Source organism: Marinococcus sp. LNHM3E3-2.2 (genome assembly GCF_056034385.1).
The window spans coordinates 218839-244048 of the sequence record NZ_JBQLIC010000003.1 but is presented as its reverse complement, the minus strand read 5'-3'; the positions used below and the strand labels follow the sequence as shown (position 1 = coordinate 244048).

Below are 25210 nucleotides of genomic sequence, written 5' to 3'. Positions count from 1 at the left end.
CATTATTCCTCGCCAATTCGGGTACAAACCTATTAGCGGCAAAAGAAACCATAAAAAGGATGATAACTATGCAGCTGCCTTCTTCTTTAGTACAGCTCGCCAACGAACGCATTGAACCATTTGACTGTGAAGGATTTCTGCCGGGCGCCGGTCCGAAAGACGCCACAATTATGTTTGTCGGGGAAGCTCCAGGCGAAACCGAAATTCATAATGGCATCCCCTTCAGCGGAAGAGCAGGAGTTATTTTCGACTCGTATCTCGACGACTTGAACATTAAACGGGACGATATTTATGTTACAAGCGCCGTGCGAAGCCGTCCGTTTAAATGGGGACAAACGAAGGCCGGGGTGCGCCGGAAATACAACCGGACCCCGAACCAGAAAGAAATACAGGCCCATGCGCCTGTACTGGATTATGAAATATCCCAGGTACAGCCCGAGTGGCTTGTGCCGATGGGCAAAATCGCCTACCAGCGGCTGCTCGGAAAAAGCCCCAGACTCGGTGATGTGACCGGCAGAATTCAGACGTCTCCAGTACAGCAATGGGATGAAGAGGCCAACTCGTACATTTGGACGAAGAAAAATTACAATATTTTTCCGATCTATCATCCGGCCGCGATTCTGTATAACCGAAGCCTCGAACAGACAATGAAGGACTACCTGAACACACTCGCCGCCCACGCGCTTCGCACCTGAAAAAGCTCCGGAGTACAGATGAATGTCTGTGCTCCGGAGCTTTTTATTAGTAGACTTCGTACGTCTGGCCGGTCTGCTGGCCTTCAACGCTTTTCTGATATGCAAGGGAAACTTTATCTCCCGGCACGGGATCAAAGCCGCGGAAAAAGCCGCCAAGCTTTTCTGCCGATTCGCTCAACAGGTTCGGACTGATATTGTTAATCCGGATGCCTCTCGGCAGTTCAATAGCCGCAGATGTGACGAAGCCTTTTACGGCACCATTCGCCATCGCAGCGGACGTTCCCTGAGGAATCGGATCGTCCATCATGACGCCGGATGTGAGCGTGAAGCTGCCGCCGTCGTTCACGTATGGAATACCGAGCAGCACCAGGTTGATCTGGCCCTTCATTTTACTGTTGATTGCTGTCTGGTTCTTTTCTGGAGTCAGCTCAGTGAGCGGGGCAAAGCCGGCGCTTCCTGAGGCCGTAATGACTGCATCCACGCGGCCGGTGGACTCATACATCTGTCGGATGCTGTCTTCGTCCGTAATATCCACCTGCACGTCCCGGCCATTTCGCCCGGCACAAAGAATGTCGTGTTCGTCTTTTAAGCGTTCGTATACGGCACTTCCGATCGTACCTGAAGCCCCGACTAACAATATGCGCATGAAAATCTTCCTTTCTGTCTCCAAAGTTTCTCTACGCTTATTGTTCCACTTTTTTCCGTCTTACAAACACAGGACGTTTCATCATTCCCATTGCAGAGACTGAAGCTCCCATGCATCGACATGAAAGACTGCAGGTGTTTCAGCTGAAAATTGGAGCTCCCCTTCTTCCTGCTCCGGGAACAGGCGGGAGGTCGAGACATATTCCCCGTCGTTCACAAACACTTCTGCAGAGGAACGGTCAAACAGGCAGCGAATCGAACGCACACTGTTTACCCGGCCCATACGACGGACCGGGGCGCCCGTCTCCAGGTCCGGCCGTTCAAAGGTAATTGTCTGCTCCCGGGCATCATAGGAAATATGAAAATAACGGCGCCAGGAGACAGTCCAGCTTTTCTCCTCCTCCACATCCAGGTAAACCTCTGCCACTGCGGCATTCCATGACTGCCAAACTACCGCCTCATTATTCACAGCAACGACCGCGGATGCGTGCTCTTCCCGCAGCTGCCGGTACTCTTTAATTGGCTGCTGGTACAGGTGCCCGTTTTTCATTGTCAGCTCCCGGGGGACCGTCAGACAGTGAACCCAGCCGTTAGCAATCGTCGGCTGCGCCTGTTCCTGCTGGTCCGGCACTCCCATCCAGCCAATCATCAGACGCCGGCCCCGTTCATCCAGAAACGTCTGCGGGGCGTAAAATTCAAAACCGAGGTCAATTTCACGAAACCCGCCATGGGAAAACGTGCCCGTTTCCGGAAAGAATTCACCGGCAAAAATACCGGTCTGATACTGATTCTGATACCGATACGTTTCTGCTTCAAGCCCCTGCGGAGAGATGAGCAGTACCCGCGAGTCGTCCAGTTCAAAAAAGTCCGGGCATTCCCACATGTAGCCAAAGGAGGCATCCAACGTAACTCCTTTTCCGGCAAGTGGTCCTAAATATTCCCACTCCCACAGGTCCGCCGAACGGTACAGCAGTATCTGTCCTTCCAGATCGTGGCGCTGGGCACCGACCACGAGCCACCAAAAATCCGCCTCAAACCATACTTTTGGATCACGGACGTGAGCAGTGTACCCTTCCGGCTGATAAATCACCGGGCCGTGCTTTTCAAACTCCACTCCGTCACTTGAGACTGCAACACACTGATAACTCGTCCGGTTCCCGTGTTCGTCTTTGACATTTCCTGTATAAAACAAGTATAGAAGGCCCTCATGCGCTACCGCACTGCCGGAATAGCAGCCGTTTTTCTCAAAATCGTGCACTGGTGCAAGTGCCGGGGGCAGAAGCTCCCAATGGACCCAGTCCCGCGTCGCCGCATGCCCCCACCATTTGCTGCCGTGACCAGTTTGAAACGGCATCCACTGGTAAAACACATGGTACACTCCCTGCCACTGCACAAGACCGTTCGGATCATTCATTAATCCTGCTGGAGGCATCAGGTGAAACTGCTGTCGAAAGGGGCCTGCCGCTTCAACTGTTTGTACTATTTGTTCTGCTTCCTTTCGAAGCGCCTGCTCCTCTTTCATTGCTTCCTCCTTATACAGCTTTTTCCTCACTGTCTTTTTCTGTGTTTGTTTTTTCTTTCTTCGGCTGCTGTTCTTCTTCCTGCCAGCCGAGCAGCCATGCCGCAGTAAATGCGCCGCCAACAGCGACCAGTAAACCGATTGCGTAGTTAACCGGATCGTTTGCAATCGCAAACATCGGCAGGCCGGTCACCCCAATGCCATTTGCTGTGACATTTGTAATTGTCACGTACGCACCGCCAAGAGCGCCGCCAATTGCAGCCCCGATAAATGGCCGGCGGTAGCGGAGGTTTACCCCGAAAATGACTGGCTCCGTGATGCCAAGAAAGGCAGCGAATGCTGACGGACCAGCGATTTCTTTCATTTTTTTGCTCTTCGTTTTCACCCATACGGCAAGCCCGGCTCCGCCCTGAGCTACGTTAGCCATCGCCCATATAGGGAGCAGGTAGTTGAAGCCGATCTGGCCGAGAATTTCTGCCTCGATCGCGTGAAAGCTGTGGTGCACACCGGTTAAAACAATCAACGAATACAGGCCGCCAAACACGAGTCCGGCAAAACCGGCACCCGAATCATACAAAAATGACAACGACGTAGTTACGCCTTCTCCGAGCAGACGGCCTAGCGGGCCGACGACCATTAGTGCTACAAATCCTGTCGTCATGATCGTTAAAAATGGAGTTACGAGCAAATCCACCATATTAGGTACAAATTTACGGAACAGCTTTTCGAGCCAGCACATGACATACACAGTCAGCAGCACCGGAATAACCGTACCCTGATAGCCGAGCAGTTCGATATTCATGCCGGCGAAATTGAGCATTTCCGGTTCAACGCCGCCTTCCTGCAGCCCCCACGGGTTCAAAAGCGTCGGGTGGGTCATAATCCCGCCGACAACAGCCCCTAAGTACGTATTACCGCCGAATTCACGTGCCGCACTGTAGCCAATTAAAATCGGGAGAATAATAAAGGCGGCCGAGGAGAACATATCAAGCAGAATGTATAACGAGCTGTCGCCGTCCGCCCAGCCGAAGCGGTTCATCAAATTCAAAAGACCCATCAGCATACCGGCGGCTACAATAGCCGGAATAATCGGCACGAAAATATTGGAAAGCACCTTCGCAAATCGTGATACCGGATTCATTTTCTTTTTTACAGCTTCATTATGATCCATTTGTTTTTGTTTATGCTCTGCGGATTCGTCATCGAGACCAATTTCCTCTGCAAATGGCTGAAACACCTTATTAACCGTGCCTGTGCCAAAAATAATCTGAAACTGTCCGGAGCTTGAAAAAGCTCCCTTTACGCCTTCCAGGTCTTCAATTTCCTGCTTATCGATTTTGCTTTCATCGTCGATGACCAGCCGGAGCCTTGTAGCGCAGTGGCTGGCGCTTATAACATTATCTTTTCCGCCAAGGAGCGGTACAAGTTCTTTTGCTATTTGTTTATGATCCATTCGGACATTCCCTCCCCTAAAGTAACGGAAGCTGTTTTTAAACATAAAAAAGACCCAAAACGAGAAGGGTAAACGTGTGCCTAGGATACACGTTTCCTGTCCTCATTTTGGGTCTTGCCTGCTCGAAGCAGTAACAACTCCCGATATGTGTAATGTACGAAAAGTATACAAAATGAAAAGATTTATGTCAACGCTTTCTTTTCAAATTTATGAAATCGACTGATTCGATAAAATGCGTTGAATATGAAGCGCAATATAGCCGATTTCCGGCAGGGGAAATGGAAGACCTGCCTCCTGTTTAACGTAATCGGCCAGCTCGTACGCGACAGTATAGGCCTTCTCATATTTCGTCTGAATCAGCTCGAGCATCTCGGGGTCCATGTCATCAAACACTTTTCCGTCCTCTGCTCTCGAAAGGGCGAAATTTAAATGAACGACGAGCCGGTGATATGACATACCGCGGTCCGCAAGCTCGAGCCCGGCACGGTCTTCCACAATTTGAATCAGCTCCTGGATCAATGAGGTTCTGTGCATCGTCTCCTCCATTGATCCGGTCTGCAGCTTCGCCGTATGCAGATGCAGTGCAATATGGCCTGCCTCGTCCTCCGGCAGCTCGACGCCCAGATCTTTTTTGATCTTCTGAATGGCCCAAACGCCGATGCTGTACTCCTCCTGGTAAAGCGCCTTAATTTCATGAAGCAGCTTATTTTCTATTTTAAACCCCTGCTTAATACGTTCGAGCGCAAACGCCAGGTGATCAATGATCGAAATATGAATGTGATCGCTGAGGGGCAGATGCATTTCGCCCTCCGCGTAGCTGATAATTTCTTCCCCGACTTCAATAACTTCAATCGGAAGAGTCTTCAAAAGCTGCTCAAATTTTGGCGTTTCTTCTTCCATGCTGAATATCTTTTCTATTTTCTTCTGGTTAACGGGATCGTTTTTACCTTTTTGAAACCCAATTCCCGCACCAAAAACGATCTTCTCACGGTCTCCGTGATGGACGACTACCGCATTATTGTTCAGTACACGCAGGATCTTCATGCACCGGCCTCCTCTCCTTCGATACTATATCACCCTCCGGCCGAGATTTCACGTGGAGCGTAAACCTGTCTTTCTTCGAAAAGATAACACAAAAAGCCGCCGGTCGTATAACCCAGCGGCTTCATGAACGTGCAGATAAATTTATTTCAGGCCGTGTTCTTTTTTATACGCTTTCGAGTACTGATCAGCTGCCTGCATGGCGCTTACCACGTCATAAGGAGTCAGCGCAAACGGCATATTATGACTGCTTTCTCCTTCAGTTAAGGCCGCTTCCGCCACCTTCATCAATTCTTCCTCCGACGCGTCTCCAAGATGAAGATCATCCAGAGTGATCGGCAGCTCCAGGCGGTAATACAGATCCACGTACTTTTCGAATTCCTCTTTCGAGCGGTTCTCAAGTGTCAGCTGGCTCAAGGTGCCAAAGGCTACTTTTTCCCCGTGCGTCATGTGATGCACGTCCCCGTCGAGAACGGTAAATCCGTTATGAATAGCATGAGCAAGTGCAAGGCCGCCGCTTTCAAATCCAAGACCGCTCAAAAGCGTATTTGCTTCCACAATCTGCTCAAGGGCGTGGGTGACAATCTGTCTTTTGTTGGATTCATAGGCGAGGAGTCCATACTGAAACAGCGTTTCTTCACATTTTTCCGCAATTGCTGCGCCGGCAATCGTAGAAAGTCCGCCGGACATTGCGTTGGCGTTCGCCTGAATAGCCATGCGCGCTTCCACCCATGTAGCCATCGCATCTGCTATCCCGGACGCGAGAAAACGGGGCGGGGCGCCGGCGATGATTTTGGAATCCATGACGATTAAATCTGGATTTTTCGAGTAAAAGCGGTACGATTCGAACACACCCTCGTCCGAATAGATAACGGAAAGGGCGCTCGTCGGGGCGTCTGTGGAAGCCGTCGTCGGAACGATGACGCAGTAGGCATCAGGAATCTGGTCGCGGACCCCTTTTGCTGTATCGAGCGTCTTGCCGCCTCCTACAGCCACAATCATTTCTGCTCCAGCCGATTGGGCTTCTTCGGTAATCCGGTTAATTTCCCCGGTGGAGGCTTCCCCGTTAAAGGTAATGTTTACGGCTTCTATACTCTGCTGCTTAAGGCTGTCGACTACTCTGTTGCCGGCCAGGTCCCATACAAATTCGTCTGCAATCACAATTGCTTTACTGCCCATTTCTTTAACATAGGCGCCTACCTCATCCACAACGTCGACTCCCTGCACATATTTACTCGGACTGATAAATACTTTGTTTCCCATTTTCATTCCTCCAGGTTCAATTTTCCACTCTTCAACATCATTCCCTTATGTAAGATTTTTACTCATCATTATAAAGCGAACTTATGTTCGTATAAAGGTTGTCATTTTTAACAGAAGATGCCTTTTATACATATAACATACAAGGAGGAATTCATATTGACCGCGACCTTTCATCAGCAAAAGCTCATTCAGCAATTTTTAGACATCTCCGAACATCAATACTTCTGGGAACACGGGTATACAGACAAGCTCGACGAGGCCTTCCGCACCTTTTTTCTCGATGTGAAAAAGCGGGTCTTCATGCAAAAAACAATTTACTGGGCAGCGGTTCACTATGACAAGCGGGAAAGAAAGCAACGGGACCGGTTTCCACTTGCTGTTGATACAGGGGAAGAAACATCTCAGACGCTCCTTCCTGCTGTTTCTTTTGCAGATCAGGCCCGGAGCTTTTCCGTCAAACTTTCCGCACATATTGAAAATCCGGAGCTTTATGAAATTATTCAACAGCGTCCTGAGAAGGAGCAAGCGGTGTTATACGCTTTGTTTGTTGAAGGATCGACAACGGCGGAGACAGCCCAGACGATGAACGTGTCCCAGCAGGCTGTCTCTAAAATCAAACAAAAATCCCTGCGCATCCTAAAAACACATTTGGAAAACTGCGTGGCATTCATTGATAAGTAATTTATGTTTTTTCTTGTATTCCTTTACAGGAATTCCTTGAAAACAGTGTCCGAGCGCCTCTGAAAAATGTATAATAGATGCAACCTTAATTGAAGGAGGATACATATGGGAAATTGGTTAACAGCTGATACATGGTTTTATAACCTTGTAGGGTCTCTCAGTGACGTGATCTGGAGTTACCTGCTAATCGCACTCTTACTTATTTTAGGCGTTTATTTCACCATCCGCACCGGCTTTGTGCAGTTCAGGCTGCTCAAAGAGATGGTTGTACTTTTATTTAAAGAGGGCACTGATCGCTCAGGCTTTAGGGAACGCAAGGGGACTACAGCTTTTCAGGCATTTGCGATCAGTACCGCTGCCCGTGTCGGTACCGGGAACCTTGCCGGGGTAGCCCTTGCCATCAGTGCCGGCGGTCCTGGTGCAATCTTCTGGATGTGGGTTATCGCTATTATCGGTGCTGCTACCGGGTTTGTGGAAAGTACGCTTGCACAGATGTATAAAGTAAAGGATAAAGACGGCTTCCGCGGCGGCCCGGCCTATTATATGGAGCAGGCATTGAACGCCCGCTGGCTCGGTATTATTTTCGCTGTTTTGATTACCCTTTGTTTTGGTTTTATTTTCAATGGCGTGCAAACCAACACGATCGCCCAGGCGTTCAACGGTGCTTATAATATTCCAACAGTTTATGTCGGGATCGCCATTATGCTTTTAATTGGCGTTATTATTTACGGCGGGGTCCGGCGTATCGCTGTCGTAGCCGAAATTATTGTTCCAATTTTTGCTTCGCTGTATGTAATTGTAGCCGTTATCATTATGATTATTAACATCGCAGACGTACCGCAGGTATTCGGTCTTATTTTCGGTCAGGCCTTCGGAATTCGTGAGGTCGCCGGAGGCACAATTGGCGGTGCTCTCATGCTTGGTATCCAGCGCGGGCTCTTCTCCAACGAAGCCGGTATGGGTAGTGCACCGAACGCGGCCGCAACAACGTATGTAAGCCACCCGGTCAAGCAGGGACTCGTTCAGTCTCTTGGTGTTCTGACGGATACGCTTATTATATGCAGCGCGACAGCGTTCATCATTCTGCTTTCCGGTACGTACGCTGATGCCGGGGCAAATATTGAAGGCATCCAGCTGACCCAGCAGGCACTCGCCTTTCACTTAGGGGACTGGGCACAGACATTTGTGTCTCTTGCCATTTTCTTCTTTGCTTTCAGCTCCCTGCTCGGGAACTATTACTACGGGGAAGTAAACGTGGAATTCATCTCTCCAAAACGCAGATACGTCCAAATTTTCCGTGTCTGCTTCCTGCTGTTCGTTCTTCTTGGAGCAGCCAGCGGCCTCGAGCTTGTGTGGGCGATGGCAGACCTGTTTATGGGCTTAATGGCAGTCGTCAACCTTATAGCGATCGCGCTGCTCGGTCATATAGCTGCCGCTGCCCTCAAAAACTACATGGATCAGCGTAGACAAGGCATTGATCCGGTCTTTTATAATGACAGCATTCCGGGACTGAAAAATTTAAAAGTCTGGGGCAAAAAGCGATAATTCCAATCCGTTCGGCCTGCATCTTTTAGAAGATGCAGGTTTTTTGTGCATTTTTTTCTGTATATACCGTATTACGTGGTACGATAAAAATATAATGTTATAAACTATACCTCGTGCCGGGCACGGATTTTGAAAGGGGTACCAATATGCCGGACCGTTCCACCGCCCTTCAGCCTATCGTCTCCTATTCGCCGGAAGAGGGACTTTACACAGCAGAAGATCAGGTTGCACTGGAAAAGCCGATGACGATTGTCGTAAACGATGAAGAGTTCGCAACACTTGTGTGCACCCCCACCCACGTGGAGGAGCTCGTCGTCGGGTTTCTCGCATCTGAAGGAGTCATCTTATTTTACCGGGAGATTGAATCGGTTTCTCTTGACGATGACCTGGGCTTTGCCTACGTTTCCATAAACTCCAACCGGGTAAAGGAGGCTTCTTTTTACTCAAAGCGGGTGATTGGTTCCTGCTGTGGCAAGAGCCGCCAGTTTTATTTTCAAAGCGATGTCCAGACAGCGAAAACAGCTGTTACCAAACGCACGCTCACACCTGAGCAGTGTCTCGGGTTTATGAAGGAAATGCAGGACAACAGCGTCGTGTTTAAGAACACCGGCGGAGTCCATAATGCTGCCATTTGCGATACAGACGGCATTATCGTTGACCGCTCTGACATTGGCCGGCACAACGCGCTCGATAAGCTATACGGGTACTGTCTGATGAATGGCATCCAGGTACGCGACAAAGTACTTGTTTTCAGCGGGCGCTTAAGCTCCGAGGTGCTGACTAAAGCAGCCAAAATGGGCATGGGTATTATTTTATCCAAATCCGCTCCGACAAACCTTGCAATCCGCCTTGCAGATGATTTAAATATCACGGCTGTCGGGTTTATCCGCGGCTCTACCTTTAACGTTTATGCCCATGCTGAACGAATCAGCGCCGACGTCCCTTCTGCGACAAAATAAGCACTTGCCTTTATGGCTCAGTGCTTATTTTTCAGTTTATCCAGCTTTTTATACAGGGACTTTTTCCATTCTTCTGAAAGAGCGGCACACTCCAGCGCTTCTTCAACTTCGGCCGGACCTTCTGAATGGTAGGTGATCCGGTTCACGCTAGCAACACTTAAGGACGTGGTTCTCGTTTCGAGGTGCAGCGGCTGATTTTTTTCTACGGTTCCTGCCTGGCGCACCCGCATGTAATAGCCGGAATAACTGGTGTCACGAACATAGAGGGGCAGCTTTTTGACGCCGTGGCGTTTCGCAATTTTATAGCAGGGCTCCCGCGGCTGGCTGATTTCCACAACTGCTTCTCCCCAGCGGAAAACGTCGCCGATCATCACATCCTCCTCGACACCGTTCTGAACCGTCAGGTTTTCCCCAAACCCTCCGTGCGGAAGAGCGTCCTCAAGCGTTCTGCTCCAGTACGCGTAATGCTCCCACGGATACACACAAACTGCTTTCTCCGGCCCCCCGTGGCTCTTTTTGTCTGCCTGCTCATCTCCATCCAGGCCGGTCTCCGATAAATACAGGGAATCTTCGGATCGCTTTGTTTTATTAATAGCCGAAAATACTGGCTTTTCCTTTTCGGCTGATATGTCTTCCGGCTTTCCCGTAAACCATTCCATTACCCGTATGTTCATACACTATACCTCCTCGTGTAGTATATTTAGATTCTATTTAAGACTGACGGTTTAAGGATGCTTTCCCCAGCATTTTGCCGAGCAGCGTATCCCCGTAAACCGTAGCAATAATTGCCACAAAGACGAGCACAATGCCGAAGGTCTGCCAGAGCGTGAAGGAATCACCAAAAACAGCTACACCGATGACGATCGCCACCACCGGCTCGATAATCGAAAGGATGGAAGCCCTTGATGATTCCACATGGGCCAGACCGGCTGTATATGCTACATAAGCTATCGTTGTAGCTGCCACAGCAAGCCCAATGCCGTTCCACCATACACCCGGCTCTGTAAAAGCCTCCGCCTTTTCCCACAGGCGGCTCGCAGGCAGTAAAAACAGGCCGCCGAGGATCATGGAATAGGTCGTGATCGTAAGCGGATGATACCGGCCACTTAAAAACTTTCCAAAAATACTGTAGAGCGCGTAAAAGAAACCAGAAGCAACACCGAACAAAACGGCCGCTGCGGCGACACTGTCCGACCCAAGAGGGATCAGTCCGACCGCGTACATGCACCCGGTAATCATAATCACAAGCGCCGCTATTTTCCCTGTCGTCAGCGTTTCCTTAAAAACAAACCTGGCAATAACGGCCACAAACAATGGCCCCGTGTAAAGCATCACTACCGCAAGAGAGATGCCGGACACCTCCATCACGGAGAAGAAGAAAAAGTTAAAAAAAGCAATACTGATAATACCAGTGCCGACAAACAGCGGCAGATCCTGCCAACGGATACGAAGCAGGCTTCTCTCCACAATACTCAAAAACAGGGTAATAATAACCGCTGAAAAAATCAGACGGATGCCTACGACCTCCCATGGCGTGAATCCATATGTATATAAGTTTTGCACAAACAGCCCCGTTGTGCCCCACAATGCTGCCCCTGCCAGGACTAGCAGATACGCTAACCGTGCCGGCATGACTCTCTCTCCTTTTATGTTTCGCTGCATTATTTATATGAATTAAGCTTATCATATCCCCCGTCTCAGCTGACAAAATCTGCATAAAAAAAGCAGAAGACCATACAGCCTTCTGCTTCTGTTTACATCGCGTGCTTGATGCCTTTGTCGACGAGCCACCAGTTCACCGGATAGCTGGTTAAAAATCCGATAACCATCGCAATCTGCATCATAAACCAGAATGTTGGGCCGGCCGGGCTTGGCGGAGCGGCAAAGAACACAAAATGAACTAAAGCCATAAAACCAAACATACCGATCTGATAAGCAACAAGCGAGAGTGTATCCGCTTTGGCGGCTTGTTTGATGCCATGGCTTTTGCTCATCTGTTCATTCATCGGCAGAATAGACGCCAGCTGAAAGAAAATCCCGAACGTATAGGCCAGTATAAATTCCACGATATAGTCAGCGAACAGCCTGGTTCCTGCAATCGTCCACCCTAAAGCCACAACGATGGGTATACCTATAATATCTCCAAGTGCACATCCGGCGCCGCAATGACTGGTGGAGGCGACCGTTGACTGCCACATCGGCTTATCACCATGCCCTTTACGTCCGATATAATAATAGAAAAACAGTCCCAGTGGTCCCGAATACAGCACGGTCAGCGGCCATACAATATTCATAACCATCATTGGCTGCGGATTTCTCCGGACATCCACGATCACGATTGCCGTAGAAATAAAGGCAGCTGCTAATGAAACAACAGCAACAATAGAAATCGTATCCATCATATTGCCCCCTTTCTTTTTGTTTCACGGACAATGATACCCCGCATACGTATATTTTACACATCTGCAATACATAAAGAAGGCTTTCCATTTCGGAAAGCCTTCTCTGTTTATACTTCTTTGTTACGGCCGGCTCCCATACCGGCTCCCACCTGCAGAACGGATACAATCATTAAAATAAGCAGCGCAGGCATCCATGTTTCCCAGGCATCAAAGGAAGCACCTACCAGAATCGGCCCAAGGGCAGCCATAAAATAACCCACCGACTGGGCCATGCCCGATAAATCTGCTGCCCGCTGCGGAGTGGAAGCACGGATGCTCAGCAAAGCAAGCGCCAGGCTGATGCTTCCGCCCTGTGCAAGGCCGATGAACAGTACCGCAATCGTAAGCATAAACGGCGCTGTGTTTGTCATAAGCAGCACCAGGCCGAGCACCGCCACCACACCGATCACGGAAATAATACCCTGCTGATTACGGAACCTGCCGGCAAGAATTGGCGTTAAAAAGGTAGCCGGAAGACTTGCGACCTGCATAAGTGCCACAAGCCAGCCCGCAGCTGCAAGCGGCATGTTTCCAAGATTATTTAAAATATCCGGCAGCCAGGTGATAGTCACGTAAAATCCGATGGACTGCAGGCCCATAAATAACGTTACCTGCCAGGCGAGCGGAGACTTCCAAATTGAGCCTTCGGGCCTGCTTCGCTCCACCGCTCTCACGCGGCCCGGCATCTGCAACTGCCTGTTTTTCAGCACAAATCCCCAGCACAATACTGCTGCTGCCGCGGGAACGACCCAGAACAGGAGCGACCACTGCCATCCCAGGCCGGCGCTGGCCGCAAGCGGCACCGAAACTCCTGAACCGACTGCCGCCATTAATACCATCGTAGTCGTATAAATACTGGTCATCACGCCGACATTATGAGGAAAGGACTCTTTAATGACACCCGGGAGGAGCACATTGAGCATCGCAATGCCCGCTCCGACAAGCAGACTGCCGGCAAACAAAAACAAGGCTTCGGGGACGTAGCGCATAACAATGCCCACAATGAGTACGATAACACCAACCATTAAAGCCCGCTGGTGCCCGATTTTTGCTCCGATTTTTGGCGCCACCGGCGAAACTGCCGCAAACGTCAGCAGTGACAGAGTTGTAATCAAACCAGCCGTCCCTCTTGTCAGCGAAATATCTTCCCGGATTAACGGAATTAACGGACCGACGCTTGTTAACGCCGGCCGGAGATTGACTGCGAGCATGATGATTCCGGCAAACAGCAGGGCAAGCTGTGCTGTTGATAGATGCTGCCCCCGCTGCCGCAGCCTTTCTCCTGTCTGTTTATTCTGCATACTTCTCTCTCCTACGATCGCTTTTCATATTGGTTTACTCTACATTCTTTTTCATTGTACAACAACCTTTCTCTGCTTTTCTTCCTGCTGTCACTTTGATTCTCAATTTCAGAACAAGGGAGTCTTTAGGTTAAAAAATAGCGCCGGATGTCTTCCCAGTGATCAACTCTTGTATGAGCCGTATCATAAACGTTGTGAGGAGCGGTATATAAAATTCCTTTGCCGGCAAAGCGTTCAAAGTGTCTGGCATTATCATCTATCAAATAATCTGCATGAATGATGCTTTTATCGCCACAGAATACAAAATTCATGTCTCCCAAAAAAGATAAATTGTCTTTCAGCCACTCGTATTTTGCCGCAAACGAGGGCGGGAATTCCATAGCTGCTGTTGTAATAAACACTTCATATTGTTTGGCAAGCTGCCCGATTACCTCCGGCGCACCGTCCATGACCTGCAGATGACGAAAAAAAGACGGCTCGTAGAAATAAGCTTTAATCTCATCATGAAGCTCCGGGTGCAGAGCCTCCAGCTTCATCCCTCTAAGATCCTCAGCTGTAACACTGTATCCGTAATCACTGTTAAACCTATGTAGCAGCGTTGGCAGCGTATTTACCGTGACTTCATCCATATCAATCGCTATCCGTTCCATGTGAAACCTCCCTTTTTACATTAAGAAGAAGCCGCGCAAATATGCGCAGCTTCCATCTGCTATTCAAATGTAATTACTGGTTTGATCGTTTTGCCCGCTTTCATATCTTCAAGGGCCTGCTCCAGATCTTCAAATGGATACATGGTAATCAATTTATCAAAAGGAAATTTGCCCTGCTTGTAATATTCCACAAGCATTGGAATAAACAGCTTCGGCACGACGTCTCCCTCTACAACACCTGACATAGTGGCGTTTGGCACGATGAAGTTCTGATGCACGTGAAATTCGGTATCTGCGCCAGCACCGACGACGGCCGACTCCCCTTTATAACGGAGCACCTCCATCGCCTGTTTTGCCAGGGCCGCCACTCCGGTGGATTCAAGCGCATAATCGGCCCCGCCATCGGTCCATTCCTTCACTTCTTCAACCACATCTTCCTTTTTACCATTGATCGTATGCGTAGCTCCGAGTTCTTTCGCAAGCTCCAGACGCTCTTCATTAACGTCGACAGCGATGACCTGCAGGGCGCCGGCGAGGTGGGCCGCCATAACGGCACTCATGCCGACTCCTCCGCAGCCAAAAACGACGATCGTATCGCCAACGCCTACGTTCAAACGGCTGAGAACTGTGCCTGCACCAGTCTGAACCCCGCAGGCTAAAGGACCGAGCAGACGGATATCTACGTCTTGACGGACTTTTACTACATTATTGACAGGTGTCACAGCGTAGGTGGCAAGTGACCCCTGGCCGAACAAAGAAGACACTTCACTGTCTGCACTGTGAAGACGCCGGGTGCCGTCGTTCATGGTGCCGCCAAAATTCAGGGCATTAAAATTTTCACATGCCCCTGGATGTCCTTCCAGGCAGTTACGGCACGTTCCGCAGTGCGAAAATGTGATAACCACATGATCGCCGGGCTCTACATCCTCGACCCCATCGCCGACCTTCTCCACCACACCTGCTCCTTCGTGTCCTAAAGCAATCGGAAGCGGCGTCGGAATCTCCTGCTGCTGCACGCCGAGGTCGGTATGACAAATACCGGCTGCAGCAATTTTCACTCTCACTTCTCCTGTTTTCGGTTCATCGAGTTCTGCTTCTGTATGCTGAATGGCGCCAGCTTGTTCACTGACTACCGCTGCTTGAATTTTCATTGTTATCCCTCCTGCTTGGTTCTTCCCGATAGAACGCAAAGGAAAACCGAGTCTAGAAGTGAACATTCATCCAATTTTTACCTTCCAAATACCTTGCCACAAGCATACTTGAAACGTTATCACCCGCAACGTTTACAGTTGTCGCAGGAGGATCAACAACAATCCCGATAGCAGTAATAATAGGCAGGGCTTCAATAGGCAGGCCGTAGAGCGTAATAATCATAATTTCTCCAATAAACCCTCCGCCGGGCACCCCGCTCATCACCATTCCGCTGAGCAGCGCAATGCCGATCGCAGTTAAATATGTATCTAACCCGGTAAATTCCATTTGAAAAACACCGAATACAAAAGCTATTTTTAATATAGCTGATAAGCAGGAACCATCCATATGTATGGTAGCTCCGATAGGAAGTATCGTTTCTCTTATATCTTTAGGTACTCCGGCATTTCTGGCTGCGTTTAAGTTCACCGGCAGAGATGCTACGCTGCTGGCTGTACCAAGTGAAGTTACCGCCGGTGCAAAGATATTTTTCCAAAAGCGGCTGAATCCCTGCTTTCCTCCGGCCACCCAGGCATAAAAAGAAAAACCAAGAATAAAATACAAAATAGCTACCGGGTAATAAACTGCTACTGCTTTAGCGTATTCTCCGATCAATTGTGGGCCGTATTCCCCTACCAGAGCTGCAAAATAAGCACCTAGCCCAATTGGGGCGTAATAAAGAACCAGAGCCACTATTTTCATAAATACTTCCGACCCGCTCTGTAAAAACCGTGCAAAGGGCTTTCCAGCTTCCCCCGATAAACCTGTAGCTACGCCGACAAGCATCGCAAAAACAATAAGAGCGAACATATTTTCAGTTGAAAAGATGTCTATAAAATCAGAAACTGTGAATGTCTCTACAAGCTGATCAGCAAACGAACCCTCTTCCTCCTGCTGAGATGGCTGCTCTTCGCTTACACTTACGTTTTCTGCAGGCGGAAAAACTACAACAGCCGCCAGCATAAGGCAGGAAGAAATAATGCCGGTTATTATAAAAACAATCATCATTGAACCCAGAATACGACCAAGCCGCTTCACCGAATCCATGACCGCTACGGCTGAAGCAATAGAAAAAAACACCAATGGTACTACAATAGTAAACATCATATTTAAAAATAAATCACCGAGAGGCTGAACCACCATGGCGTCTTCGCCCCAAATAAAACCCGCTATGCTTCCAATGATAATAGCAATAAGCATAATTACCGGAAACCGATATGCTTTCCAGGACCCCATGCTTTCACTTCCTTTCCTTTTAAACTTTAAGATAATAAATAATATTATTTATTATAAGGAAAGCTGAAGTGGAAAAATATGGAACTTTAAACATTTTTTATTTTTTTTAAAAAACAAACCATCCAGTGCTCGTCATCGTATCCTTCTTCTGTTTTCATCGCTTCTTTTTCTGTCGAAAAAACAGAAAATCCGCAGGCTTCGTACAGGCGGACCGCATGCTTATTTTTACTCACTACGGTTAACTGCACCTGTTCCACCCCGTCTTTATCTGCCTGCTTCAAAGCAGCCTCTACGAGCCTGCCTCCAAACCCGTATCCCCTGAACACTGGCTTTACATACATAGCGAGAATCGTCGCTTTATGCTGAAGCTTCTGCATTTGCATCGGGAGCAGAGTGATGACACCCGCAAGCTCGCTTCCGACTTCTATGCCCCATGTAAAAGACCGGCTTCCTTCCAGCCTTTCTTTATATTTTCTGACCAGGTCCGGGTTCTGTTTTTCCTCTTCCAGGGTGGAAGCAAAGGCCTCCGGGCTCTCCTCCAGGGCCTTCATCCGAAGCTCTGCGTATGCTTCAGCGTCTCCGCCTCCTAAGGCCTTCAATTCTGCTTCCTGCACTCCTCTCACCTCCCGTTCTCTTTTCCGAAGTCCTTCGCCGTAAAGTCTCCTCCTTTTTTCGGATGACTCCCTGCCTCTACTCCACCAGCGTAGTCTTCTGCATTCTCCCGTGGCTCGTAGCCAATCTCTTTTGCCCGTTTGTTTTCAAACCTTGCCCGGGTGTTATTTGAAATGCCGTAAACAATCAGATACTCAGGCACTGAGCACGTGAGCGCTGCTTCAAATAATCGCTCTGCATCACGGGGGCTGAACCAGTTTTCCAAATCGTGTTCGGATGCCGGCCGGTCCTGAAAATTACAGATGCGCACTCCAATGCCTTTTAAACCAAATTTGTCGTGATAATAACGACCGAGCGCTTCCCCGTAAGCCTTACTAACCCCGTAAAGTGTGTCAGGGCGCACTGGTGAGACTTCGTCCACCCATTCATCCGCCGGATAAAAGCCGACCGCATGGATGCTGCTTGCAAAAATCAACCGTTCCACGCCGGCCTCCGCCGCCGCCTCCATCACATGAAACGTACCTTTTATATTCGCCTGCTCAATGGATTCAAAGTCCACCTCAACCGGTATTCCTCCCAGATGTATGACCGCATCCACCCCTTGCATCAGATCGCGGACCTCTGCTTTATTCGTAATGTCCGCTTCCTTGAATGTTTCTTCGCTTGTTAAATCCTCCGGAGTTTTCGTGTCTGTCAGTACAAGATCAAAACGCTTTGACAGGTAGTTTCTCAGCACAGTGCCGATTGTACCCGCAGCTCCCGTAAGCAATACCTTCTTCATATGTAAGTCTCCCCTTTCATGTCATATTCTTTTATAAACCTTTTCCTTTTATTTGAAACCTATGGCAGGCACTTTTTTTGCTTTTCCTTTGTTTATTTTTTATCCTCAAGGAAAGACTTTATATAAAGAAGGGATACGTTATGGCTATCGAACACTTCCATTTAACGGCGGAGTGGCCCGGCGGCCGCAATGCCGTCGGCTCTATTGATGCCGGCCAATTGAAAACGAATATTTCCATTCCCGAAGAAATGGACGGCCCGGGCGTTGGCACTAATCCAGATGAAATGCTCTTGGGCGCCGCAGCTACATGCTACATCATCACACTCGGTGCCATGCTTGAACGGGCAGAGCTTCCGGTCGACTCCATGGCGCATACGAGCGAAGGCCGCGTAGATGTCACGAACGGCGTGTTTACGTATAAAGAAATTATCCATCGCCCGGTGATCACCCTCGAAGCCGGCGCTTCCGACAAACAGATGGAAAAAGCGCAGAAGCTGATTGAAAAAGCAGAAGCAGGCTGTATGATTTCCCGGGCCATCCAGGGGAACGTGGAGCTTACGCTCGAACCAACGCTCCGCCGCACAGATAAAGCCCGTACCTGAAAAGGCACGGGCTTTTTTATGCAAGCTCTCAGCACTGCTCGAGCAGATTGGTGAGTTCGTATACGACCAGCCGCTGATAGTCTGCGTCATCGCCGTATCTGGAAAAAATACTTTCGTATGCTGCCGAGCGTTCATCTGCGTACGTTTCATCATTTTCTGTCAGTCCGAGACTTTTGAAATGCTTCATCGGCTCCTGAATAAAAGCGGGCCTCGGTCCCCAGCTGAAATAAACCTTTCCGTGTTCATCAGAAACTACCACTTTTGGCACTGACGTGCCGCCAAGCGTCCGGAATTGATCGATAAAATCCGGGTGTTCCTCCTGAATAAACACTTCCACCGGAATACCTGCTTTCCGCATCACTTCCACGATTACCGGAAAGTTCCGGTGCACATCCCCGCACCAGTCGGATACAAGAATAGCACAGTGCAGATCATCCCGTGACTGCAGGGCGAGCAGCTTATCCTCCGGGTGATGCTTCCAGGAAAAAGCAGCCTGCCACGGCTCCATTTTCTCCCGGTACGTGGGGCGCATGTGTTCAACAAAATCATCTACGGCCAAACCACGGCCTGTTTTATCTGAAATATCAAATGCGGATGGCATAATTATCGTCCTCCTTGATAGTTCTCTACCTCAGCCGCCGTTTCTTTAAACAAATGTATTCTGGATGTAATTCATGCTTATCTGCACACTTTCAAGCGGCTTACGCCTCGAAGCGTCCTGCTCCACGATCTGCCAGGAAGCCCCGGCTTCCTCTGCTTTTTTCATAATCGCCTCAATATCCATTTTGCCTTCGCCCAGCTCAGCAAAAAACTCCTCGCCGTCGGCGGTCATATCTTTAATATGCACAAGCGAAAGCCGCTCCCTCAGCTGTTCCATCCAGGCAAAAGGGTCTTCCCCCGCCTTCTGCACCCAGTATGTATCAAGCTCTACCTGCACGTGCTCCGGTTTCATTTCCTCCAGCATCACTTCAAACGGCAGTCGCCCTTCGAGCGGAAGCAGTTCAAAATCATGGTTATGATACGAAAATGTGATCCCTTCCTTCCGGCATGCTTTTCCGATCCTGTTCAGCTCCTTTGCCGTCTGCTTATAAGCTTTCAGATTCGAACGTTTTTCTTCTTCGAGATATGGACACACAATGTGGCGGCACCCAAGCGCCAGATGCTTTTGTATTACGCTGTCCAGCTCATCCTGCAGCTGTTCGAGCGGTACATGGCTCGAGACTATCTGAAGGCCAATATTCTTCATTGTTCCCGCGAGCTCCTCCGTACCGAAGCCTCCGCTTTGACCGGCCAGCTCCACCGCTTTGTATCCCATGGTCCTCACCTGCTGAAGCGTTCCGATAAAATCCTCTTCAAGCTCATTTCGAAGCGTGTAAAGCTGCAGTGCGATGTTCATAGATTCATCTCCTTTTGGTAAACGTTTACATATAGTATATACGGTTTTGCCGCTCTATACAAAAAAGCCTCCGGAACAGAGTCCGGAGACCTTTCTCATTACGCTTTTTTTGCTTTGGATAAACCGTTTCTAAGGCCTGTCTTTTCACAGAACGACTCGTATTCCGTATTCCAGGCAGTATGCTCATTCGGGGAAAAAGCGTTTACCTTCACTGCTTCACGGATATACTTCCGCGCTTCGTGGCGGTCCTTGATTTTTCCGGCAGCGGTCAGCTGCACGGTAACATTACCGAGGGCACTCGCTTCCTTCGGCCCGACCCACACGTTACGCCCAAGCGCATTTGCTGTAAACTGGGAAAGATGTGTATTTTTTATCCCGCCACCGACCATATACAGCCCGGAAAATGACTGGCCGGAAAGCTGTTCCGTACGTTCGAGCACGTAACGGTATTTCATGGCCAGACTCTCCATAATGCACCGAACAATTTCCCCCTTCGTTTCAGGGATTTCTTGGCCGGTCTCCCGGCAGTAATGCTGGATTTGAGAAGGCATGTCTGCCGGATGCAAAAACTGGAGATCATCCGGATCGATAAATGACTGAAAGGCCGGGGCTTCTTCCATTTGGGCAAGCAGTGCTTCATGGGAAACATCCTCGCCGCGCCAGACACGCCGGCATTCTTCGAAAATCCACAGCCCCATAATGTTTTTCAGCAGCCGGAAGGTCCGCTCCACACCGCCTTCGTTGGTGAAATTCCATTCAAACGCTTCCGGAGTCGTAGCAGGCTCTTCAATCTCGGTGCCCATCAGCGACCATGTGCCGCAGCTCAAATAGGCAAAGGAGGAGGATTCAGCCGGAACTCCGGCTACCGCTGCCCCTGTATCATGTTCGGCGCTTGTGAAGACAGGTATTGCCGGCACCTGCAGCTCCTGCTGCAGATCCTCACGCAGCTCTCCCACCCGGGTACCCGGCATCACTACATCAGGCATCCACTCCCGCGGCACGCCGATAGCTTTTAACAGCTCCTCGTCCCAGTCCATTTTCCGGGGGTTAAACAGCTGGGTCGTGGTCGCATTTGTAAATTCACTTTTCATTTCTCCCGTTAAAAAGTAGCGAAGCAGGTCAGGGATCATTAAGAGCGTCCGCGTTTCCTTTAAAACTGGGGAATCGGCCTTCACCATCGCTTCAAGCTGATAAATAGTGTTAAATGGCAGAAACTGAATGCCGGTGCGTTCAAAAATAAATTTTTTGCCGAGACGCTCCGTTACCTGCTCCATTACTCCGTCTGTATGAGGATCGCGGTAATGATACGGGTGGCGCAAAAGTTCCCCGTCCTTCCCTACACAACCGAAGTCGACCGCCCAGCTGTCGATGGCGATGCTTTCAATGTCCTGGCGCTCCTCGTAAGCAGCACGAATGCCTTCTTTTAATTCATGAAAAATGCGGTAAATATCCCAGTGAAAACGGCCATTCACCCGCACCGGTTCATTTTTAAAGCGGTGCACATCCATGGTTTCAAGCCGTCCGGCTTCGATCCAGCCAAGCACAGCTCTTCCGCTGCCTGCCCCTAAATCGAACGCGAGTACACTCACCAGCTGGCACCACCTTTGCCGCGGGAGAGAATTTTTTCCCCATAGCCGCTGGCGTGATAAGCGTCCATCGGCTTCACCGAAGCTCCCGCTTCTTCGCGAAACGCTTCGAGCAGCGGTGTAACGTCGGCTTCAAAGGCAGACCGGATCGCGCGTTCAGCACCGAGAACGTCCTGCTTCTCCTGAGCGTTTCTCAGCTCCTCCAAATTCACCAGGCACGCCTTGGCATACATCGTCTGAACGTTTTCAATCGAACGGATCATGGCCGGGATTTTTGGTTCCAGGTTATGGCACTGGTCGAGCATATACGCGATGTTCTCTGCGTTTTGACGAACCGCTGGATCCGGGTCCTCTTCAGCCTGCACAATCTGCTGCAGAATTAAAAATACTTCATACGGGTCATGCGCGCCGACAATAAGATCATCATCTGCATACTTGCGGCTGTTAAAGTGAAAGCCGCCCAACTTCTGTTCGTCGAGCAGGTACGCCACAATGTGCTCGATATTAGTCGCCTGCGGATGGTGTCCGGTGTCCACCAGCACTTCCGCTTTGCTGCCAAGCTTGTTGGCTGCGTTAAATGCCATGCCCCAGTCTGCAAAATCAGTATGATAAAATCCCGGTTCGAAAAACTTGTATTCAATCAGCATGCGCATCGAATCGTCCAGTGCATCATACGTGCTTTTCAGTCCTTCAAGCATCCAGTTTTTCCGCTTTCGAAAGTCCGCCTGCCCCGGGTAGTTGGTACCATCGGCAAACCAGAGGCTTAACACATTGGAATCTACTTCCCGGGCAATGTCAATGCATTCAAGCAGATGATCGAGCGCCTTCCGGCGGATCGCCGGGTCCGTATTGGTTAAGCTGCCGAATTTATAATCGTCATCCTGAAACAGATTAGGATTCACAGCTCCAATACTCACGCCAAGACCTTCTGCGTGCGCTTTCAATTCCTTGTAATTATCTACTTTATCCCACGGAATATGAATCGCAACTGAAGGGCTTGACCCGGTGTGCTTATGCACCTGAGCGGCGTCCTCTAATTTTTCAAAAGGATCTCGCGGTATGCCTTCCTGCTGAAATACTTTAAAACGGGTGCCGGAATCTCCAAAACCCCAGGAAGGGGTTTCGACCTGCAGCTTCTGCAGCTTCTTTTTCACCGCTTCGAGGTCAATGCCCCTTGCCTGCTGCTGTTCTTCGAATAATGTATAATGACGATCACTCATGTGTTATCCTCCTATCTCTATTTCAAAAGCGGGACGCACCGAAGCCGTACCGCCGTCTGTCTTCTTTATTCAGGAGGGGCACGCCCGCCGGAGAGCGGCAGGCAGCTCCTTGTTTTCGTTTAGCGTGTAAAGGCCGCTGGTACACCGCCGTCTACGGTCAGCATGCATCCGGTCGTTTTTTCTGATTTTGATGAAGCAAAGAAAGCAATCGCTTCTGCAATATCCTCCGGATAAATATTAACCAGCAGCGTTGTACGTTTACGGTAATGTTCATCCAGTTCGTCAGCTTCAATACCGTAGGCCGCCGCCCGTTCTTCCTTCCACGAAGAGGTCCAGATTTTCGATCCCTGCAGCACTGCGTCCGGCAGAACAGAGTTCACACGGATACCGTACTCGCCGCCTTCTGCTGCGATGCAGCGTGCAAGGTGGGTTTCAAGCGCCTTTGCCGAGCTGTAGGCTGCCGCATTTTTTCCGGCATATACAGAGTTTTTAGACCCAACAAAGACCATATTCCCTCCGGCCCCCTGGGCTTTCATCTGAGTAAATGCTTCACGGGCCACCAGGAAGTAGCCGGTACCAAGCACGTCCATATTCAACTGCCACTGCTTCAGCGTCGTTTCGTCGAATGGGCTTGAAGAAGCCAGACCAGCGTTGTTCACGATGATATCCACGCCCCCGTACTGCAGAGCCGCTTCTTTAAAGGAAGCCGCGACAGCTTCTTCAGAGGTAACATCCATTGCTACAGCATAGGCTCTTTCTTCTCCGTATGCCTGCGTATATTCCTCCGCTTTTTCCTGCGCGCCCTCGGCATTTAAGTCGGCAATCACGACATGAGCACCGTCGCCTAGTAGTTCTCTGCAGGCTGCCGATCCGATACCGCCGGCTCCTCCGGTAATAAATGCCACCTGTCTCGAGAATTCTGCTTCCGGCGGAGCGAGAGAAAGCTTATACAGCTCAAGCGGCCAGTACTCCACGTTATAGGATTCATTTTCCGACAGGGAAACGAAAGAACCGAGAGCGGTGCTTCCTTTCATTACAGCAATCGCCCGGTGGTAGAGTGCTCCACTTACGTTAGCCATCCGCTTATCCTTGCCGGTATTGACCATACCTACGCCCGGAATTAAAATGACGCGCGGCGCCGGCTCAAACATCGTGTCGCCCTCATTTTTGTTTCTTTCAAAGTACTTGGTGTATTCCTGCTTGTATGTCTCGATGCCTGCTTTTACTTTTTCAACCAGAGCGTCTTCTCCCTCGGATGGCTTCCAGTCAACAAACAGAGGCGTTCGTTTCGTGTGCACGAGGTGATCCGGGCAGGCAGCTCCGACCTGGGAAAGCTCAGGTGCGTCTTTACTGTTCACAAATTCAAGCACTGCTTCGTCGTCCGAATAAGAAAGGATCATTTTTTTATGATCGCTCACTGCTCCGCGGATAACCGGCATTACTCCGGCAAGCAGTTCTTTGCGTTCTTCCTCCGGCAGCGCCTTTGTATGTTCGCCTCCAAACACCGTTTGCTGATTTTCCTGAGTTTTTACAATGTAGTCCTCTGCTTTCTGAATTACTTCGATGGTCTGATCGTAGCTTTCTTTCGATGTTTCTCCCCATGTGACCAAACCGTGTTTTTCCATCAGTACCATTTCTGCCTTCGGATTATTTTGTACGCCTTCGGCGATCATTTTGGATAGTGTAAAGCCCGGACGTACATACGGCACCCAGACAAACCGGTCCCCGAATATTTCCCGGGCAATATCCTTGCCATTGTCTGCGCAGCAGATACTGATAATGGCATCCGGATGCGTATGATCCACATGCTTAAAAGGCAGAAAAGCGTGGAGAAGCGTTTCAATGGATGAACGCGGATGGCCCGGGTCGATCATGCAGTGACGCAGGTAGGCTACCATTTCCTCGTCAGGCATTTCTTCGCGCTCCATTAACGGACGGATATCTTCCATACTCAAAGCGGTAAAGTGTTTTTCTTCCATGGTCGCAAGGTCCGAGCCGCTTCCCTTTACCCACATTACTTCAATGTCCCGGCCCCGGAAATCTTTTTCCGTGGTCTTCAAAGACGTATTTCCTCCGCCCCAGTTACATACCGAACGGTCCTGCCCCAACAGGTTGGAACGATAGCGAAGCTGTTCTACGCCGGTCTTGAACCTGGATGCTTCATTTTCATTCCAGAGGTTTTTCACCTTTTTAACGTTTGTAATCATTCTTCACCCTCCATTAATCTTCTTTAAGCGTTTTCATACACCTATCCTATCACAAACTACGGCAAAAACAAACATAAAACAAAATAAAACAAATAAAATCCACTATAATTTTCGTCGTTTTCACTTTCAATTTTTAAAACTTATTTTATTAGTAAAGCAGCCCTGCTTTACGCAGAACTGCTTTGC

General features: G+C 49.5%; 24 protein-coding genes. 5 read left to right on the top strand and 19 right to left on the bottom strand.

Annotated features, from left to right (window positions below; all coding sequences use genetic code 11):
• The first annotated feature begins 68 nt into the window (after nucleotides 1-68).
• Entirely contained in the window at nucleotides 69-695 is a 627-nt protein-coding gene (locus ACTRXF_RS06175; RefSeq protein WP_474261069.1) for a uracil-DNA glycosylase, read from the top strand.
• A 46-nt stretch (nucleotides 696-741) separates the two neighbouring features.
• On the opposite strand, the gene ACTRXF_RS06170 is transcribed toward ACTRXF_RS06175, so the two are convergent.
• The 5 genes from ACTRXF_RS06170 to ACTRXF_RS06150 all read right to left on the bottom strand — a co-directional run bounded on the left by ACTRXF_RS06170 (nucleotide 742) and on the right by ACTRXF_RS06150 (nucleotide 6616).
• Nucleotides 742-1341 (bottom strand): short chain dehydrogenase, encoded by a 600-nt coding sequence (locus ACTRXF_RS06170; protein WP_474261068.1) that lies wholly within the window; start codon nucleotides 1339-1341, stop codon nucleotides 742-744.
• A gap of 81 nt (nucleotides 1342-1422) precedes the next feature.
• Nucleotides 1423-2862 (bottom strand): glycoside hydrolase family 32 protein, encoded by a 1440-nt coding sequence (locus ACTRXF_RS06165; RefSeq protein ID WP_474278277.1) that lies wholly within the window; start codon nucleotides 2860-2862, stop codon nucleotides 1423-1425.
• Between the two features lie 10 nt (nucleotides 2863-2872).
• Nucleotides 2873-4312 carry a sucrose-specific PTS transporter subunit IIBC gene (locus ACTRXF_RS06160; RefSeq protein ID WP_474261066.1) on the bottom strand — a complete coding sequence of 480 codons (1440 nt, stop codon included), beginning with the start codon at nucleotides 4310-4312 and terminating at the stop codon, nucleotides 2873-2875.
• A 207-nt stretch (nucleotides 4313-4519) separates the two neighbouring features.
• Complete coding sequence (locus tag ACTRXF_RS06155; protein WP_474261065.1) at nucleotides 4520-5356, bottom strand: PRD domain-containing protein; 837 nt, start codon at nucleotides 5354-5356, stop codon at nucleotides 4520-4522.
• 141 nt (nucleotides 5357-5497) lie between these two features.
• Nucleotides 5498-6616, bottom strand: a complete 1119-nt coding sequence (locus ACTRXF_RS06150) for a glycerol dehydrogenase (RefSeq protein WP_474261064.1) — start codon at nucleotides 6614-6616, stop codon at nucleotides 5498-5500.
• A gap of 156 nt (nucleotides 6617-6772) precedes the next feature.
• Between ACTRXF_RS06150 and ACTRXF_RS06145 the strand changes: the two genes are divergently transcribed.
• The 3 genes from ACTRXF_RS06145 to fdhD all read left to right on the top strand — a co-directional run bounded on the left by ACTRXF_RS06145 (nucleotide 6773) and on the right by fdhD (nucleotide 9801).
• Nucleotides 6773-7297, top strand: a complete 525-nt coding sequence (locus ACTRXF_RS06145) for a sigma-70 family RNA polymerase sigma factor (protein ID WP_474261063.1) — start codon at nucleotides 6773-6775, stop codon at nucleotides 7295-7297.
• A 105-nt stretch (nucleotides 7298-7402) separates the two neighbouring features.
• On the top strand, nucleotides 7403-8842 hold the full coding sequence (locus tag ACTRXF_RS06140; RefSeq protein ID WP_474261062.1) for an alanine/glycine:cation symporter family protein: 1440 nt from the start codon (nucleotides 7403-7405) through the stop codon (nucleotides 8840-8842).
• A 146-nt stretch (nucleotides 8843-8988) separates the two neighbouring features.
• Nucleotides 8989-9801 carry a formate dehydrogenase accessory sulfurtransferase FdhD gene (gene fdhD / locus ACTRXF_RS06135; protein ID WP_474261061.1) on the top strand — a complete coding sequence of 271 codons (813 nt, stop codon included), beginning with the start codon at nucleotides 8989-8991 and terminating at the stop codon, nucleotides 9799-9801.
• A gap of 17 nt (nucleotides 9802-9818) precedes the next feature.
• On the opposite strand, the gene ACTRXF_RS06130 is transcribed toward fdhD, so the two are convergent.
• From ACTRXF_RS06130 to ACTRXF_RS06090, 9 genes are all read right to left on the bottom strand, one after another.
• Nucleotides 9819-10475 carry an MOSC domain-containing protein gene (locus ACTRXF_RS06130; RefSeq protein WP_474278275.1) on the bottom strand — a complete coding sequence of 219 codons (657 nt, stop codon included), beginning with the start codon at nucleotides 10473-10475 and terminating at the stop codon, nucleotides 9819-9821.
• Between the two features lie 37 nt (nucleotides 10476-10512).
• Entirely contained in the window at nucleotides 10513-11433 is a 921-nt protein-coding gene (locus tag ACTRXF_RS06125; RefSeq protein ID WP_474261059.1) for a DMT family transporter, read from the bottom strand.
• A gap of 122 nt (nucleotides 11434-11555) precedes the next feature.
• Nucleotides 11556-12200, bottom strand: coding sequence for a DUF4396 domain-containing protein (locus tag ACTRXF_RS06120; RefSeq protein ID WP_474261058.1), 645 nt, complete (start codon nucleotides 12198-12200; stop codon nucleotides 11556-11558).
• A gap of 110 nt (nucleotides 12201-12310) precedes the next feature.
• Nucleotides 12311-13543: a CynX/NimT family MFS transporter gene (locus ACTRXF_RS06115; RefSeq protein WP_474261056.1), complete on the bottom strand. Its 1233-nt coding sequence runs from the start codon at nucleotides 13541-13543 to the stop codon at nucleotides 12311-12313.
• Between the two features lie 125 nt (nucleotides 13544-13668).
• Nucleotides 13669-14193, bottom strand: coding sequence for a 5' nucleotidase, NT5C type (locus ACTRXF_RS06110; protein WP_474261055.1), 525 nt, complete (start codon nucleotides 14191-14193; stop codon nucleotides 13669-13671).
• Between the two features lie 59 nt (nucleotides 14194-14252).
• Nucleotides 14253-15344, bottom strand: coding sequence for an NAD(P)-dependent alcohol dehydrogenase (locus tag ACTRXF_RS06105; RefSeq protein ID WP_474261054.1), 1092 nt, complete (start codon nucleotides 15342-15344; stop codon nucleotides 14253-14255).
• Nucleotides 15345-15396: 52 nt separating this feature from the next.
• Nucleotides 15397-16620 carry a dicarboxylate/amino acid:cation symporter gene (locus ACTRXF_RS06100; RefSeq protein ID WP_474261053.1) on the bottom strand — a complete coding sequence of 408 codons (1224 nt, stop codon included), beginning with the start codon at nucleotides 16618-16620 and terminating at the stop codon, nucleotides 15397-15399.
• Between the two features lie 86 nt (nucleotides 16621-16706).
• Nucleotides 16707-17234, bottom strand: a complete 528-nt coding sequence (locus tag ACTRXF_RS06095) for an N-acetyltransferase family protein (protein WP_474261052.1) — start codon at nucleotides 17232-17234, stop codon at nucleotides 16707-16709.
• A gap of 5 nt (nucleotides 17235-17239) precedes the next feature.
• Nucleotides 17240-18013 (bottom strand): NAD-dependent epimerase/dehydratase family protein, encoded by a 774-nt coding sequence (locus ACTRXF_RS06090; protein WP_474261051.1) that lies wholly within the window; start codon nucleotides 18011-18013, stop codon nucleotides 17240-17242.
• Between the two features lie 140 nt (nucleotides 18014-18153).
• On the opposite strand from ACTRXF_RS06090, the gene ACTRXF_RS06085 reads away from it, so the two are divergent.
• Nucleotides 18154-18615, top strand: a complete 462-nt coding sequence (locus ACTRXF_RS06085; protein WP_474261050.1) for an OsmC family protein — start codon at nucleotides 18154-18156, stop codon at nucleotides 18613-18615.
• 28 nt (nucleotides 18616-18643) lie between these two features.
• Here ACTRXF_RS06085 and ACTRXF_RS06080 read toward each other — a convergent pair whose 3' ends face one another.
• The 5 genes from ACTRXF_RS06080 to ACTRXF_RS06060 all read right to left on the bottom strand — a co-directional run bounded on the left by ACTRXF_RS06080 (nucleotide 18644) and on the right by ACTRXF_RS06060 (nucleotide 25024).
• Nucleotides 18644-19216: a thioredoxin family protein gene (locus ACTRXF_RS06080; protein WP_474261049.1), complete on the bottom strand. Its 573-nt coding sequence runs from the start codon at nucleotides 19214-19216 to the stop codon at nucleotides 18644-18646.
• A 45-nt stretch (nucleotides 19217-19261) separates the two neighbouring features.
• Nucleotides 19262-20011, bottom strand: coding sequence for a sugar phosphate isomerase/epimerase family protein (locus tag ACTRXF_RS06075; protein WP_474261048.1), 750 nt, complete (start codon nucleotides 20009-20011; stop codon nucleotides 19262-19264).
• Between the two features lie 98 nt (nucleotides 20012-20109).
• Nucleotides 20110-21600, bottom strand: coding sequence for a rhamnulokinase (locus tag ACTRXF_RS06070; protein ID WP_474261047.1), 1491 nt, complete (start codon nucleotides 21598-21600; stop codon nucleotides 20110-20112).
• A complete protein-coding gene (rhaI, locus tag ACTRXF_RS06065) occupies nucleotides 21597-22817 on the bottom strand; it encodes an L-rhamnose isomerase (RefSeq protein WP_474261046.1) in 1221 nt (406 codons plus the stop codon). Before rhaI ends, ACTRXF_RS06070 begins: the two co-directional genes overlap by 4 nt.
• Nucleotides 22818-22936: 119 nt before the next feature.
• Nucleotides 22937-25024: a bifunctional aldolase/short-chain dehydrogenase gene (locus ACTRXF_RS06060; protein WP_474261045.1), complete on the bottom strand. Its 2088-nt coding sequence runs from the start codon at nucleotides 25022-25024 to the stop codon at nucleotides 22937-22939.
• Nucleotides 25025-25210 lie beyond the last annotated feature (186 nt).

What these genes read in the sequence shown, in the direction of transcription:
- ACTRXF_RS06090 (WP_474261051.1), bottom strand. Translation starts at nt 18,013, where the DNA reads ATGAAGAAGGTATTGCTTACGGGAGCTGCGGGTACAATCGGCACTGTG.
- ACTRXF_RS06165 (WP_474278277.1), bottom strand. Translation starts at nt 2,862, where the DNA reads ATGAAAGAGGAGCAGGCGCTTCGAAAGGAAGCAGAACAAATAGTACAA.
- ACTRXF_RS06080 (WP_474261049.1), bottom strand. Translation starts at nt 19,216, where the DNA reads ATGCCATCCGCATTTGATATTTCAGATAAAACAGGCCGTGGTTTGGCC.
- ACTRXF_RS06155 (WP_474261065.1), bottom strand. Translation starts at nt 5,356, where the DNA reads ATGAAGATCCTGCGTGTACTGAACAATAATGCGGTAGTCGTCCATCAC.
- ACTRXF_RS06160 (WP_474261066.1), bottom strand. Translation starts at nt 4,312, where the DNA reads ATGGATCATAAACAAATAGCAAAAGAACTTGTACCGCTCCTTGGCGGA.
- rhaI (WP_474261046.1), bottom strand. Translation starts at nt 22,817, where the DNA reads ATGAGTGATCGTCATTATACATTATTCGAAGAACAGCAGCAGGCAAGG.
- ACTRXF_RS06120 (WP_474261058.1), bottom strand. Translation starts at nt 12,200, where the DNA reads ATGGATACGATTTCTATTGTTGCTGTTGTTTCATTAGCAGCTGCCTTT.
- ACTRXF_RS06170 (WP_474261068.1), bottom strand. Translation starts at nt 1,341, where the DNA reads ATGCGCATATTGTTAGTCGGGGCTTCAGGTACGATCGGAAGTGCCGTA.
- ACTRXF_RS06140 (WP_474261062.1), top strand. Translation starts at nt 7,403, where the DNA reads ATGGGAAATTGGTTAACAGCTGATACATGGTTTTATAACCTTGTAGGG.
- ACTRXF_RS06115 (WP_474261056.1), bottom strand. Translation starts at nt 13,543, where the DNA reads ATGCAGAATAAACAGACAGGAGAAAGGCTGCGGCAGCGGGGGCAGCAT.
- ACTRXF_RS06110 (WP_474261055.1), bottom strand. Translation starts at nt 14,193, where the DNA reads ATGGAACGGATAGCGATTGATATGGATGAAGTCACGGTAAATACGCTG.
- ACTRXF_RS06060 (WP_474261045.1), bottom strand. Translation starts at nt 25,024, where the DNA reads ATGATTACAAACGTTAAAAAGGTGAAAAACCTCTGGAATGAAAATGAA.
- ACTRXF_RS06175 (WP_474261069.1), top strand. Translation starts at nt 69, where the DNA reads ATGCAGCTGCCTTCTTCTTTAGTACAGCTCGCCAACGAACGCATTGAA.
- ACTRXF_RS06150 (WP_474261064.1), bottom strand. Translation starts at nt 6,616, where the DNA reads ATGGGAAACAAAGTATTTATCAGTCCGAGTAAATATGTGCAGGGAGTC.
- ACTRXF_RS06100 (WP_474261053.1), bottom strand. Translation starts at nt 16,620, where the DNA reads ATGGGGTCCTGGAAAGCATATCGGTTTCCGGTAATTATGCTTATTGCT.
- ACTRXF_RS06105 (WP_474261054.1), bottom strand. Translation starts at nt 15,344, where the DNA reads ATGAAAATTCAAGCAGCGGTAGTCAGTGAACAAGCTGGCGCCATTCAG.
- ACTRXF_RS06125 (WP_474261059.1), bottom strand. Translation starts at nt 11,433, where the DNA reads ATGCCGGCACGGTTAGCGTATCTGCTAGTCCTGGCAGGGGCAGCATTG.
- ACTRXF_RS06130 (WP_474278275.1), bottom strand. Translation starts at nt 10,475, where the DNA reads ATGAACATACGGGTAATGGAATGGTTTACGGGAAAGCCGGAAGACATA.
- ACTRXF_RS06085 (WP_474261050.1), top strand. Translation starts at nt 18,154, where the DNA reads ATGGCTATCGAACACTTCCATTTAACGGCGGAGTGGCCCGGCGGCCGC.
- fdhD (WP_474261061.1), top strand. Translation starts at nt 8,989, where the DNA reads ATGCCGGACCGTTCCACCGCCCTTCAGCCTATCGTCTCCTATTCGCCG.
- ACTRXF_RS06075 (WP_474261048.1), bottom strand. Translation starts at nt 20,011, where the DNA reads ATGAACATCGCACTGCAGCTTTACACGCTTCGAAATGAGCTTGAAGAG.